The organism is Chryseobacterium sp. AC405b, assembly GCF_979258685.1.
Window position 1 is genome coordinate 208,551 of sequence record NZ_OZ409877.1, and the last position, 12,732, is coordinate 221,282.

General features: G+C 33.9%; 13 protein-coding genes. 6 read left to right on the forward strand and 7 right to left on the reverse strand.

The annotated features are described in order from the left end of the window. Nucleotides 1-55: 55 nt before the first annotated feature. The 6 genes from ACZZZA_RS01025 to ACZZZA_RS01050 all read right to left on the reverse strand — a co-directional run bounded on the left by ACZZZA_RS01025 (nucleotide 56) and on the right by ACZZZA_RS01050 (nucleotide 8,038). Complete coding sequence (locus tag ACZZZA_RS01025) at nucleotides 56-1,792, reverse strand: OstA-like protein (protein WP_463429413.1); 1,737 nt, start codon at nucleotides 1,790-1,792, stop codon at nucleotides 56-58. Between the two features lie 3 nt (nucleotides 1,793-1,795). Continuing rightward, on the reverse strand, nucleotides 1,796-2,269 hold the full coding sequence (locus ACZZZA_RS01030; protein ID WP_314494890.1) for a transcriptional repressor: 474 nt from the start codon (nucleotides 2,267-2,269) through the stop codon (nucleotides 1,796-1,798). 77 nt (nucleotides 2,270-2,346) lie between these two features. Beyond that, nucleotides 2,347-4,341: a KUP/HAK/KT family potassium transporter gene (locus ACZZZA_RS01035; protein ID WP_463429414.1), complete on the reverse strand. Its 1,995-nt coding sequence runs from the start codon at nucleotides 4,339-4,341 to the stop codon at nucleotides 2,347-2,349. 108 nt (nucleotides 4,342-4,449) lie between these two features. After that, nucleotides 4,450-5,433 carry a pyruvate dehydrogenase complex E1 component subunit beta gene (locus tag ACZZZA_RS01040; RefSeq protein WP_463429415.1) on the reverse strand — a complete coding sequence of 328 codons (984 nt, stop codon included), beginning with the start codon at nucleotides 5,431-5,433 and terminating at the stop codon, nucleotides 4,450-4,452. 109 nt (nucleotides 5,434-5,542) lie between these two features. Then, nucleotides 5,543-5,962 carry a DUF2147 domain-containing protein gene (locus ACZZZA_RS01045; protein WP_463429416.1) on the reverse strand — a complete coding sequence of 140 codons (420 nt, stop codon included), beginning with the start codon at nucleotides 5,960-5,962 and terminating at the stop codon, nucleotides 5,543-5,545. 147 nt (nucleotides 5,963-6,109) lie between these two features. Then, a complete protein-coding gene (locus ACZZZA_RS01050; RefSeq protein ID WP_463429417.1) occupies nucleotides 6,110-8,038 on the reverse strand; it encodes an LTA synthase family protein in 1,929 nt (642 codons plus the stop codon). A 127-nt stretch (nucleotides 8,039-8,165) separates the two neighbouring features. Here ACZZZA_RS01050 and ACZZZA_RS01055 point away from each other — a divergent pair, with 127 nt between their 5' ends. The 5 genes from ACZZZA_RS01055 (at nucleotide 8,166) to ACZZZA_RS01075 (ending at nucleotide 11,478) form a co-directional block, all read left to right on the forward strand. Next, nucleotides 8,166-8,879, forward strand: coding sequence for a CDP-alcohol phosphatidyltransferase family protein (locus ACZZZA_RS01055; RefSeq protein ID WP_463429418.1), 714 nt, complete (start codon nucleotides 8,166-8,168; stop codon nucleotides 8,877-8,879). A gap of 75 nt (nucleotides 8,880-8,954) precedes the next feature. Next, nucleotides 8,955-9,719, forward strand: coding sequence for an exonuclease domain-containing protein (locus tag ACZZZA_RS01060; RefSeq protein WP_463429419.1), 765 nt, complete (start codon nucleotides 8,955-8,957; stop codon nucleotides 9,717-9,719). A gap of 3 nt (nucleotides 9,720-9,722) precedes the next feature. Next, nucleotides 9,723-10,124, forward strand: coding sequence for a putative signal transducing protein (locus ACZZZA_RS01065; RefSeq protein ID WP_463429420.1), 402 nt, complete (start codon nucleotides 9,723-9,725; stop codon nucleotides 10,122-10,124). A gap of 247 nt (nucleotides 10,125-10,371) precedes the next feature. Then, nucleotides 10,372-10,977, forward strand: a complete 606-nt coding sequence (locus ACZZZA_RS01070; RefSeq protein WP_463429421.1) for a fumarylacetoacetate hydrolase family protein — start codon at nucleotides 10,372-10,374, stop codon at nucleotides 10,975-10,977. A 63-nt stretch (nucleotides 10,978-11,040) separates the two neighbouring features. After that, the gene (locus ACZZZA_RS01075) at nucleotides 11,041-11,478 is read left to right on the forward strand and encodes a universal stress protein (protein ID WP_463429422.1); all 438 of its coding nucleotides are present in this window, start codon (nucleotides 11,041-11,043) and stop codon (nucleotides 11,476-11,478) included. Nucleotides 11,479-11,506: 28 nt separating this feature from the next. On the opposite strand, the gene ACZZZA_RS01080 is transcribed toward ACZZZA_RS01075, so the two are convergent. After that, the gene (locus ACZZZA_RS01080; RefSeq protein WP_463429423.1) at nucleotides 11,507-11,779 is read right to left on the reverse strand and encodes a DUF6341 family protein; all 273 of its coding nucleotides are present in this window, start codon (nucleotides 11,777-11,779) and stop codon (nucleotides 11,507-11,509) included. Nucleotides 11,780-11,821: 42 nt separating this feature from the next. On the opposite strand from ACZZZA_RS01080, the gene ACZZZA_RS01085 reads away from it, so the two are divergent. Then, entirely contained in the window at nucleotides 11,822-12,727 is a 906-nt protein-coding gene (locus tag ACZZZA_RS01085) for a DUF6427 family protein (protein WP_463429424.1), read from the forward strand. Nucleotides 12,728-12,732 lie beyond the last annotated feature (5 nt).

Sequence of the window (12,732 nt, forward strand, 5' to 3'; positions counted from 1 at the left end):
AAACTAATGGACAAGAAAAAAGACCAGCTTTAAAAACTGGTCTTTATATTTTAAATTATTTCCTTACTCTTTTCGGCTTTTTGGCTTCTTCTGCAGCTTTTTGTTTATCGATAATTTCCTGAGCCTGATTGAAGAGTGCATCACCCGACTCGTATTTTATTTCTTCATAATTGGGGGTATCAACGAGAATATCCTGCCATTTTCTGATCCTGTCTTTTGTATTCCAGTTGAAATCCTGAAATTTCTTTCGATCGGGCCCTATTTTACTCATCGGATAGGTAGATGATAATGCACCAATGCTGCACGATACAATCTGTAAAGCCTGCTCTTCGAAATTGGCATTGATGATTCCGCAGGAAGAAAGCGTGATTCCCACCCTTTCTTTTTCTTTGGTTTTTTCGTTAACATCATCTGCATAAGTTATGGATTGTGCATTTCCGATTACTTTTACCTCTTTGATGTCTTTACCTTCGTAAAAAACAACCATCAATTTACCTTTCACCTGGTTAAACTCATCTTTCATGTTAAGAGAATCGACTTTACTAATTGCATAACCGTTTCCTATTACTTTCAGAGAGTCTATGTTTTCTGTCTGGGTATTGAAATATGCTTCCACTTTATCACCGGTAACCTGTTTTTCTCCGCTCCATAAGATGGGGTTGGTGTACATGTGCATGATGCCATCGGTTTCGTTAAATGCGATAGAATCTGCTCTACCCTGTGCATTAGATTTATAAATTCTTGCTTTTTTAAATGCCCGTAAATAACTTTTCTTAACGTTGGCAGAATCTAATTTTTGGTAAGAAAGTATTTTTTCGGATGCAAAATATAGCGAATCTGTTTCCAGAATTTTTACAGCGTAAGGACTTTTGGTCATCATGGCAGAATCTTTCTTTTCAAAAATTTCACCATAACCTCCTTTCAGGTATCTTTTTTCTAAAGGATCATCGAGCGTGACATTTCCGGTAGCTGTCCCGAAGCCACTGAGCTGATTGTAATACATCGCATCACCCGTAAGAATTTTATCATTGTAATATATCCTTGAGTTTTTATTCAGGAAAGATTCTTTGGTATTGAGATTATGGGTTCCTTTTTCAGTAAAAATTCTGTTTTTGGGATTTTTTCGGTTGGTAATTGTCGTGGGACCGTTGATGTCAACAACATTGGTATTTTGATTCTGAACGACATTAATTCCATCTAAAATATAATCTTTGTCTTCAATTCTCACATTATCTGATAAGTTAATGGTTCTCAGTGCGAGATTGTAGGTTGCAGATCTTGAATAGGTAGTGCTTTTGCCATCATTAATGGTTCCGCCGGTATTGTAGTACGCCAGATTCGAGCCTCTGTCGTAGTACATCGTTTCGGTCTTTATGACTGTACCTTTAGGATCATTTAAAACTACATTTTTTCTGGCAACCCCTTTTTGAGTATTCCCGTCATACTCCATTTCAGAAGCGGTGATTATCGAGCCATCCGGATTCTGAAGTTTGGTATTGCCAATTGCTTTAACGAAGTTTTCTGCTTCATATAAAACCACTTCGTCTGCGTATAAGACTGAGCCTTGATGCTCAATGATTACGTTACCCACAAGATATTGGTTGCCATCATATTTTGTATCCTTTTTGATCTCATTGGCATTTTTGATACGAACCTTGTTTTCGGGGTTTGATTTTTGTGGCTGATTTTTTACAGGATTCTGCAAAAAAGGATCTCTCTGCACAAGTTTAGGCTGATTTTGTGCAAAAGTGACCGTCGTAAATAAAAGGAATATGAAAAAGAATATTCTCATTGATTAGTCATTCTTTTTGCCATAAAAATACAGCGAATGAGAATCGATTTTCACACCAAAAGCTTCTTCAATTGCTTCTTTAATCCCCTGAATTCTAGGATCGCAAAATTCAATAATCTCTTCAATCTCTTTGTCTGAACCTTTTTTGTAAATCACCAAGTGATCATGCTGCTTATCGAAGTATGATTTTTCGTACGAAGAAGATGTTAATGTTTTCTCACCGAACTGATGCTTACGGATCAATCCTGCATCCAGAAAGATTTCAATCGTATTATAGATCGTTGCTTTAGAAACATGATATTTCTTTTGCATCATTAAGAGGTAAAGATCATCTACATTGAAATGGTGATCCATATTATAGATTTCCTCTAAAATGGTGTATCGTTCCGGTGTGTTTCGAAATCCCTTTTCTAAAAGGTAATTTCTTAAAACATCTTTTATTAAGGTTATATTTTTTTCTTTTTGTAAAGTATCCATTAAAAAATTTATACTACAAATTTATCGATTTTTATTTAAATATAATTATCGCTTCAGAAATCATGACATTGATGTTCTTACAAATTATGACGCAGATAATTAGACTGTTCTATTCTGTTTGCAGAGATCGTTTCTTCCGTTAAAGGAGCAGATTCTACTTCTACATTGTGCATGGTAACTCCCCAAGCCTTAAAATCATCACTACCAATGTACTTTACAAAATTATACAAACTGAGTGTAATTTTTTGTTTCACCGTCAAAAGAATATCGTTGATATAGGTGTTGTCTATGACAACATATTTCAAATCCGGCGGAATATTGTGTGCTCTCAGAGATGGGTGGCTGCTTCGCGAAGGTATTGTGCCTTCTGCCATCATATCTTTCAGGACCATATTAAAATAATCATTGATTCTTCTGTCCACCTTGAAGCCTAAAAGAAAATTGACTTTGTAGATGGTTCCCGGAAGAATTTCCTCAACGCTGTATGTAAAAGTATAAGGATCTTCCTGATTGATTATCGTTAGTATGAAGTAATGATCTGCCCTTTTAGGTTGCTTTTTTATAATGGAATATATAATTTTTGATTCAATTTCATCATTATATTTTGCTCTACTTAAATAAGCCAGATTAGTACAATATTTTGGTATAGTCTCATCAAGCTTCATATCTTTAATAATAGAAACATATTTATTTATTTTAACAAAATTAATGAATTTTGCTTTTATTTGTCTGCCATTATACCAAGCATACATACAAATTCCTATGAATCCGCCAAGAACCACTGTAATCCAGCCCCCATCAAAAAACTTGATAATATTGGCACTAAAAAATCCTAATTCGATTGCTCCATAAACCAAGAAAAAACCTAAAATCAGCAGTTTATGCACCCTTTTTTTCAGTAGCCAGAAAGTGAGTAAAATGGTTGTCATAAACATAGTTACCGTAATAGAAAGACCGTAAGCCGCTTCCATTTTATGTGATTCTTTAAAATGTAAAACAACAATGATGCAAAATAACAGTAACCCCCAATTGATTCTTGGGATATACATTTGTCCTTTTACCCCGGAAGGATAATCAATTTTTTGATTTGGCCACAAATTCAGTGACATCGCTTCTGAGAAAATAGTGAAAGAACCTGTGATAAGCGCTTGAGAAGCAATGATCGCCGCTGCTGTAGCTAAAATAACACCAGGCAAAATCATCCATTCTGGCATAATTCCGAAGAAAGGATTGACTCCGTTGCCTTGTATGATATGGTGATTTTTTAATAACCATGCGCCTTGTCCGAGATAATTTAATATCAACATTAACTTGACAAAAATCCAGCTTATTCTGATGTTTTTTGCACCGCAATGTCCCAAATCAGAATACAAAGCTTCCGCTCCGGTAGTACATAAAAAAACAGCTCCTAAAATGATTATCGCACTAGGAGAATCTACTATTAGCTTATATGCATAGTATGGATTAAAAGACTTGAGAATAGAAAAGTCCTGGAATAAATGTAATGCGCCTAAACCACCTAAAACTAAAAACCAAACCACCATAATGGGTCCAAAAAATTTCCCAATAAAACTTGTTCCAAATTGCTGAACAACAAATATAATAATCAATATTCCTATGGTAATAGGTACAACCGGTGTGTGAGGATTATAAATCTCAAGTCCTTCAATCGCAGACATAACTGTCAGTGAAGGAGTTATGACCCCATCTGCAACAAGTGCTGCTGCCCCAATAATTGCAATTAAATAAAGCCATCGTTTTTTTAAGTTTTTGACTAATGAAAACAATGCTAAAATTCCTCCTTCACCTTTGTTGTCAGCACGCAAGGCTATAATTACATATTTTACGGTAGTCTGAAGAGTAAGCGTCCAAATAATGCAGGAAAGTGCACCTTCTATATATTGGTCAAACGGCATCGTTGCACCTGCTTCTCTTGCATTCACAATCGCTTTCATTACATAAAGCGGTGAGGTACCAATATCACCGAAAACAATTCCGAGTGAAACAAGAACTCCCACAAATGAAAGTTTTTTAAGATCTAAGTGATGACCTCCTTCTGTAACGTTTGACATGTCAGCTAATTAATTTTTGAAAGCGCAAATGTATACTAAATTTATGATCCTCAACTCAAATAGTGATGCATTGTATAAATGAAAAAACTTCCTTTCGGAAGTTTTTTTCTATGACTTAATGTACATTGCTTTTTTGATTTCTTCTTTTACTTTTTCAAGTTTCGGGAACCAGTCTGCAAATAATGCTGCTGAGTAAGGTGCAGGAGCATCTGGAGTTGTAATTCTTTTAATTGGAGCATCTAAATAATCAAATGCTTTTTGCTGTACCATATACGTTATTTCTGAAGATACAGAACCAAACGGCCATGCTTCTTCTAAAATAACCAATCTGTTGGTTTTCTTTACCGAAGCTAAAACAGTATCAAAATCTAAAGGACGAACAGTTCTTAAATCAATCACTTCAACAGAAATACCTTCTTTAGCCATATCTTCAGCTGCCTGAATCGCTAATTTCATGATTTTTCCGAAAGAAACCAAAGTAACATCAGTACCTTCTTTTTTTATCTCTGCTTTTCCTATTGGCAAGTAATATTCTTCCTCAGGAATTTCCATTTTGTCTCCGTACATCTGTTCAGATTCCATGAAAATCACCGGATCGTTATCCTGAATTGCAGTTTTTAATAATCCTTTTGCGTCATATGGGTTTGAAGGTACTACCACTTTAAGACCCGGAACATTTGCAAACCAGTTTTCGAAAGCCTGAGAGTGCGTTGCACCCAACTGACCTGCAGAAGCTGTAGGACCACGGAAAACAATCGGGCAGTTCCACTGACCACCACTCATCTGACGAATTTTTGCGGCGTTGTTGATAATCTGATCGATCCCAACAAGTGCAAAGTTGAACGTCATATATTCTACAATCGGTCTGTTACCATTCATTGCAGCACCTACGGCGATACCGGTAAAACCAAGCTCTGCAATAGGGGTATCGATTACACGTTTAGCACCAAACTCATCCAGCATTCCTTTAGAAGCTTTGTATGCACCATTGTAATCTGCAACTTCTTCTCCCATTAGAAAAATGGATTCGTCTTTACGCATTTCCTCACTCATTGCCTGCGCAATCACTTCACGAAAAGTATATTCTGCCATATTTATTTGAAAAATTTAGAGTACAAAAATAGTAATTATTTATTATTTACATAACAAAAAAGACAACTCATTGCTGAGTTGCCCTATATTTAATATTATTTTAAACTGATTAGTTGACTTTCTGCCAAACTTGTGTTCTTCCTAAAATTGAAACTCCCATATATCCTCTTACATTTAGTTTATCACCAGCTTTTGTAATTGTACATTTGTAAGTTTTCCCTGTCTTAGGATCGGTAATAGTACCTCCGGTGAACTCATCACCGTCTTTTGATAATCCTCTGATAATTTCAAGCCCTACTAACGGTTTTCCTTTTCTGTCGTCTTTACATGCCACACAATTAGGATTTGCTGGTTTTGCTAATAATTGAGAAATTTTCCCGTAATATTTACCGTCAGATTTTTTCCAGATTTCAACGATGGATTTTGCCTGTTTTGTCTCGTCATCAATGGTTTTCCATTTTCCTTCAATCTGTGCAAATGACATTACGCTGAATAAAGAAAGTACAACTGTTGCTAATAATTTTTTCATTTTATTTTAAGTTTAATTTATTTATAGATAATTAATTTGTTCAATAGTTAAAAATAGAAATAATTTTTAAACATGCAACAATTTTTATTATCCGTAGCATATATAACAATAGAGAGACCATTTTTTTAAATTAAACACTTATAAAAACTAATTCAGCTTTCTGTTCATTATTCGGTTCATATAATCCTGATACCAAGCTTTGGCAATCAGCTTTCCTTTTTCTGTTTCGGTAGTTTTTAATTTACCGTTTAGATTATTTTCAAATCCTAAATCGCTTTTATCGTAAATTCCGGTAATATCTTTACCATCAAAACGGTACATGTAATTCTCGATAATAAACTGCTCAGATGAGCCATCTGAATTAACAATTAAAGGAGCATATTTTTTCTCACTCAGCAAACTTCTTCCCCAGCTTCTGATTTTTTTGTTGTAACCAATTAAATCCGCTAAAGTGGGATAAATATCAATTTGCTGTGCTACTTCATTATTTGTACCTTTTAAATTAAATTTAGGATTTGGAGAATAAAAAATCAAAGGCACTGCAAACCGGTTCATTGCTTTTTCATATTCCGGGTAGTAGATCTGATTGGGGTGATCTCCTGTAAAAACAAATATCGTATTATTGAACCATGGTTGTTTTTTTGCCGTTTCAAAATACTTTTTGATCGAAAAATCAGTGTATTGCATCGGCTGATGCATTTCTATATTTCCTTTTTTGAACTTCCCATTGTATTTCTCAGGAATTTTAAACGGATGATGTGATGAAGCCGTGAAAACAGTTGCCATAAAAGGTTTTGTTTTTCCTGTATTTTTAGCAAAATACTGAAGGAAAGGCTCGTCCCAAATAGCCCAGATTCCGTCAAAATCTTCGTTGTGATTGTATTCATCTTTTCCGAAATAATGTTTAAACCCAAGAATATTTCCAAAGCCTAAAAATCCCATCGATCCGTTCGGTGCTCCGTGGTAAAACGACGTATCATACCCCATATCATTACAAACCGAAACAATCGACTGTATTTTCTGATTAGAATAAGGCGAACTCGTAAAAGCATCCGTGAGGCTAGGAATTCCTGCCAAAATACTGCTCATCCCATGAATCGACTGTCTTCCGTTGGCAAAAGTATTGGGGAAAATTAAACTTTCATTTGCCAGACTGTCAATAAAAGGGGTGTAAGAAACATAATCTTTAATATTTTTATCTTTATTAAATGCTCCTGAATATTCTCTTCCGAAAGATTCTACAATAAAAATAACGACGTTGGGTTTATCTTCAACCTGTCTGTTGTAAATTTTATAAGGCTGGATATTTTCGTTGATAAATTTCTCATCAACAAAATGAACTTCTTTGAAATTGTTGCTTCCCAAGGTTCTGAAAAACGAAAATGTACTGTTCAAAACTACATTTCCCTGAAGTGGCGTTTTCACAAATTTATTGGCGTCAACCAGATTAATTGGTCTTGTACTGTGTTTAAAGTCACCCCGAATTCCACCTACAATCAAAACCGCAGAAAGACATATCGTCAAAACTGATAAAATAAAATATGGGATTAATTGAGCCGGTTTTCTTTCCTGAATTTTAAATCTTTTGTAAAGAAAAATCCACAATGCCATCAATACAATAAACCAAAAGATCACAAAAGGATGTTCTTTTGTAGATACTGTAAACACTTTTAAAATATTTGATTCATGTTTTGTCACCTGAAAAGCGGCTGAAGTCAATCTTGTCTGTGAAAATTTATAGTAAATAAAATCCCCGAAATTCATCGAATACGCAATGCCATTCGTTATAAAATACAGCCAGAAAAGAACTTTCTGATAAACTTTTTTCGTATTAATGATTATAGGAATCAGACTCAACAGAATAAACAGTGAGTTGACGTACAGAATCGCAGTAAGGTCAAACGCAATCCCGTGAAAAGCAAGACTCAAATAATCTGCAACACTGTCTATTTTTATTAAATCTTTATTGAAAAACCAAAACAGAAATCTGGCAAACTGATAAAAAACAAAAGCCAAAAAAATCCTGTAACATAAAATCAGGACTTCTTGCTTTCTAAATTCTTTAAAAAATTTCATTTAGGTATTACTGTTTTTAAAATTCAAATAATTTATAGTCTGCAAATTTAAGTTAAATTCACAGTATTGTAATTTTTAGTTCACATTAATTAAGGTTAAAATTTTTAAAAAATGTAATTTTGCTCTCATGAATTTCATTAAAAACAATCTGGCAAATGCCATCACACTCGGAAATTTATTTTCAGGCTGCGTCGGAGCTGTACATTTGATTAATGGCGATTATCAGACGACTGCCATCTGCATTATTCTATCTTTGATCTTAGATTTTTTTGACGGATTTGTGGCGAGAGCTTTAAAGGCCAATTCCAATTTGGGAACTCAGCTGGATTCTTTGGCAGATATGGTAAGTTTCGGATTGATTCCTGGTTTAACAATGTTTAAAATGCTTGAACCTTTCGGAAACGAACTTTTAGGAATAAATTTTCCTTTTGAAATAAAATATCATGGATTTTTCATTACGCTTTTTTCTTGTTTAAGATTAGCAATTTTTAATTTGGATGAAGACCAGAAATATTATTTTAAAGGATTAAATACACCATCAAATACGATCTTGATTTTTGGATTATTTTATGCTTTTAAAGAAACTCAAAGTTTCGGTTTTCTTTTCGAAAGTGGTTTGTATTTATTGATTTTAACCATAGTTTCTTCATGGCTTCTAATCTCACCCATCAAAATGATTGCAATGAAATTCAAATCGATGAAGTTGCAGGATAATTATCCGAAACTGGCTTTATTAATTGGTGCAATTCTTATCTTAATTATATTTAAAACTGTCGGAATTCCATTAGTGATTCTCTATTACATTTTTATTTCTCTTATATTCCAGAAACAACTAAAATAGTTATGAGTGTGAGTGATAAGTTAACAATTCTTACAACTCATTATTCATAATGCATAACTTATAACTCTTTAAAAAATGAACTTAAAACTACATAAACCACTTTGTGTCTTTGATCTTGAAACGACAGGAACAAATGTTGGGAAAGACAGAATTGTTGAGATTTGCATTCTAAAAGTAAATCCTGATTCTTCAAGAGAGAGCAAAACATGGAAAGTCAATCCGGAAATGCCAATTCCTCTATCTTCAAGTGAAATTCATGGTATTTATGATGAAGATGTAAAAGATGCTCCAACATTTAGAGAAATTGCATCTAAAGTAGTAGAAATGATTTCTGGCGCAGATTTGGGTGGGTTTAATTCTAATAGATTTGATGTTCCTTTATTGGCTGAAGAATTGCTTCGTGCAGATTTTGATTTTGACTTGAGTAAATTTAAATTGGTAGATGCACAAACGATTTATCATAAAATGGAACCGAGAAATTTGGGCGCAGCTTACCAGTTTTATTGTGGGAAAACTTTAGAAAACGCACATTCTGCAGAAGCTGATGTTTTGGCAACTTTTGAAGTTCTGGATGCTCAGGTGGGAAAATATGATGATGTTCCGAAAGAGATCAATGCATTAAGCGAGTTTAGTTTCCACAATAAAAATGCTGATTTGGCAGGTTTTATAGGATTGAATGATAAAAATACCGAGGTTTTTAATTTCGGAAAATATAAAGGACAAGGTGTGAAAGATGTTTTCAAAAAAGATTTTGGATATTACGGATGGCTTCAGAATGCTGATTTCCCGCTGTACACGAAGAAAGTTTTTACAAAAATTCAGTTATCAAGTAAATTTTAAAATATGAGTGATTTAGTTAAGTTCAAATTTTACGAAACAGCTCTTGAAGCCAACAGAGATAAACAGATCTTAGCTGAAAACGACATTCAGAGCTTTATTGCCAACGAACAGACCATTCAGTCAGATTGGTTATTATCACAGGCTTTAGGCGGAATTCAACTGCAGGTTTTTGAAGATGACTTTCAAAATGCTGAAAAGATTCTCACTGATTATCACGAAAATAATAAATTCTCTTTAGAAGTTGAACACACAGTTGCTGACCCAAAATTTGATTTTGTCTGCCCGAAATGCGGTTCAAACCATATTTACAGAGACGATAGCTCAACAAGTTTTTTTGGAATTTCTTTGATTTCCAGCCACAAATTTGTGTGTTATTATTGTGAGAATGAGTTTACTCATGAATAAAAAGCATTCTTTGTCATTCTGAAAGAATCTAAATAATGTTTTAAATATACGCGTTGATTCCTCGGAATGACAAACATATTGTAGAATGTTTAGTCTTAAAAAGAATGACAAAAGTTTAGCCCCGATTGTAGTGGAAATCCTTTTTTGAAAAAAAAAGATTGCAACGGAAAGCGGGAAATAGCTCCTAAAAATACGTTTAACTAAACAAAAAGATTGCTTCGCATTTGGCTGGCAATGACAACAAAAAATGAAAATAATCTGTATAGGAAGAAATTACAGCGAACACGCAAAAGAATTGGGAAATGCAATTCCTGAAAAGCCGGTCATCTTTATGAAACCCGACACAGCAGTTTTAAAAGGGAATGATTTTTATATTCCTGAATTTTCCAATGATGTTCATTATGAACTGGAAGTGGTGGTGAAAATCTCTAAAGGCGGAAAATATATCCAGAAAGAAGTTGCTGATAAGCATTATGACGAAATTGGCTTAGGAATCGATTTTACTGCAAGAGATTTGCAGAGCGACTTAAAATCTAAAGGTCTTCCCTGGGAACTGGCAAAAGGATTTGACGGTTCTGCAGTGGTTGGAAATTTCTTCAAAAAAGAGCAGTACAATCTTGAAAATCTACAGTTTTCATTGCTTAAAAACAAGGAAGAAGTACAACATGGGAATTCAAAAGATATGATATTTAAGATTGATGATATCATTGCTTTTGTTTCGCAGTATTTTACTTTAAAAGTAGGTGACCTCATCTTTACCGGAACTCCCGAAGGTGTAGGCAAAGTATCTGAGAATGATATTCTGGAAGCATATCTTGAAGAAGAAAAAGCTTTAGATATCAGAATATTATAAAAATTAACAAGATTTTTTTACAATTTTTACTATCTTTAAGGAGACCAATTTAAATATGAAAATATGATAAACATAGTATTGCCAGTAGATTTTGGCGAAAAAACAGATCATCTTGTAGACGGAGCAATACAATTTGCAAAGAAGGTGAACGGAAAGATCAATTTGATACACGTTGCACCCACAGACATCGGTTTTGCAATTGGAGATATGGGCTATCAGTATTTTCCTGAAGTGGAAGAAAACGAAATCAGAGAAGAGCTTGTGCTACTTAATAAAATTAACAAAAGAATTTTGGGTCAGGATATAGACTGTGAGCATATTTTGAAGCAGGGAATCGCTAAAGATATTATTCTGGAATATGCAGACACAAAAAATGCAGACTTCATTGTAATGGGCTCACACGGAAGAAGCGGAATTTACGATGTTTTTGTAGGAAGTCTAACCAAAGGAATTACTAAAAATTCTAAAATCCCTGTGTTGGTTCTGCCAATACACGATTAAGAGTAAAAACCAGCATAAAAAAGACCGATCAAAAATGACCGGTCTTTTTATTATATAACCAATTAATTAACCTTTCTTTTTTATAGATCGAGGGATCATAATAAGGGTTTTTACCCTCAGTTGGGGAATAATATTCTTTGTCTTTGTCTCCTCCAAGTGTTACCACCAAGACATAGCACCAATATGTAAATAGTACGCAACAAACGATGAATAAAATCCAGTTGAGTACGTTTCCAAAGGTTGAGAAAAACCCGAAAGACCATTTGAAAACATCACTTAAGAATAGAAAGAAAGACGTCATTATTTTCCTTTTTTAAATTAACTTTGCACAAATTTATAAAAAATGTTTAGATTACTTTCAAAAGAAAGCAATATTTTTTCAATTCCTGTTTACATCGGCTTTCTTCTGTTTGGAGTAATTATATTTAATATCCTGAATTTCAGTACATATGAAGCGATCATTGCTGTGATAACATTTTTAGGAATCTCTTTGGGATATTTTTGTTTTAATGCCATCGCTCTGAATTACCAAACACATCTGCCGTTATTTCTCTACACATTTTTTGTTTTTGGATTGTATCCCGGAACACTGGATATCGGAATTGCCGTATCATTGCTGACCAACGCTTTCCTTTTACTACTTCTTACCAGTACAGATGAAGATCTTAGAAAAAAATCTTATGTTCTGGTAGGTGCAATTCTAGCGCTGAATTTTATATTTCTTCCCACCATCTGGCCTACCATTTTATTTGTACTGATTCACCTGATTGTAACTTCAGACAGAATAGGGCTCAATATTTTCAGATTTATTTTAGGAATGTCATTAATTGCGTTCAGTTATTTCTCTTTAATGTTTTTCTTTAAATTCAACGAGTGGAATTCAGATTACCTGCCATTCGGAAAAATAAAATTCGTGACAGATTTCACCGAACTCATCCCATTAATTCCCATTTTTATGATGTTGATCTATGCAATATATGATCATTTTAAGCATTATAATAAGAAGAGCCCTGTAAGCAGATATAAATATTCTTTTCTGCTTGTATTTTCATTTGCCCAGCTCGTAAGCATTGTTTTATACATGAATAGTAATTACGAATATCTGCTGCTGTTAGCATTTCCTGCAACCATAATTATCAGCAGAATGCTTAAATTTTTACCGAAATACTGGATTCAGGAATTAAGTTTATGGGTAATTATTGCCAGCTTAATTACTTTTAAAGCAGGAACACATTTCGATTTATTTTAAAAAAA

What these genes read in the sequence shown, in the direction of transcription:
- ACZZZA_RS01025 (WP_463429413.1), bottom strand. Translation starts at nt 1,792, where the DNA reads ATGAGAATATTCTTTTTCATATTCCTTTTATTTACGACGGTCACTTTT.
- ACZZZA_RS01030 (WP_314494890.1), bottom strand. Translation starts at nt 2,269, where the DNA reads ATGGATACTTTACAAAAAGAAAAAAATATAACCTTAATAAAAGATGTT.
- ACZZZA_RS01035 (WP_463429414.1), bottom strand. Translation starts at nt 4,341, where the DNA reads ATGTCAAACGTTACAGAAGGAGGTCATCACTTAGATCTTAAAAAACTT.
- ACZZZA_RS01040 (WP_463429415.1), bottom strand. Translation starts at nt 5,433, where the DNA reads ATGGCAGAATATACTTTTCGTGAAGTGATTGCGCAGGCAATGAGTGAG.
- ACZZZA_RS01045 (WP_463429416.1), bottom strand. Translation starts at nt 5,962, where the DNA reads ATGAAAAAATTATTAGCAACAGTTGTACTTTCTTTATTCAGCGTAATG.
- ACZZZA_RS01050 (WP_463429417.1), bottom strand. Translation starts at nt 8,038, where the DNA reads ATGAAATTTTTTAAAGAATTTAGAAAGCAAGAAGTCCTGATTTTATGT.
- ACZZZA_RS01055 (WP_463429418.1), top strand. Translation starts at nt 8,166, where the DNA reads ATGAATTTCATTAAAAACAATCTGGCAAATGCCATCACACTCGGAAAT.
- ACZZZA_RS01060 (WP_463429419.1), top strand. Translation starts at nt 8,955, where the DNA reads ATGAACTTAAAACTACATAAACCACTTTGTGTCTTTGATCTTGAAACG.
- ACZZZA_RS01065 (WP_463429420.1), top strand. Translation starts at nt 9,723, where the DNA reads ATGAGTGATTTAGTTAAGTTCAAATTTTACGAAACAGCTCTTGAAGCC.
- ACZZZA_RS01070 (WP_463429421.1), top strand. Translation starts at nt 10,372, where the DNA reads ATGAAAATAATCTGTATAGGAAGAAATTACAGCGAACACGCAAAAGAA.
- ACZZZA_RS01075 (WP_463429422.1), top strand. Translation starts at nt 11,041, where the DNA reads ATGATAAACATAGTATTGCCAGTAGATTTTGGCGAAAAAACAGATCAT.
- ACZZZA_RS01080 (WP_463429423.1), bottom strand. Translation starts at nt 11,779, where the DNA reads ATGACGTCTTTCTTTCTATTCTTAAGTGATGTTTTCAAATGGTCTTTC.
- ACZZZA_RS01085 (WP_463429424.1), top strand. Translation starts at nt 11,822, where the DNA reads ATGTTTAGATTACTTTCAAAAGAAAGCAATATTTTTTCAATTCCTGTT.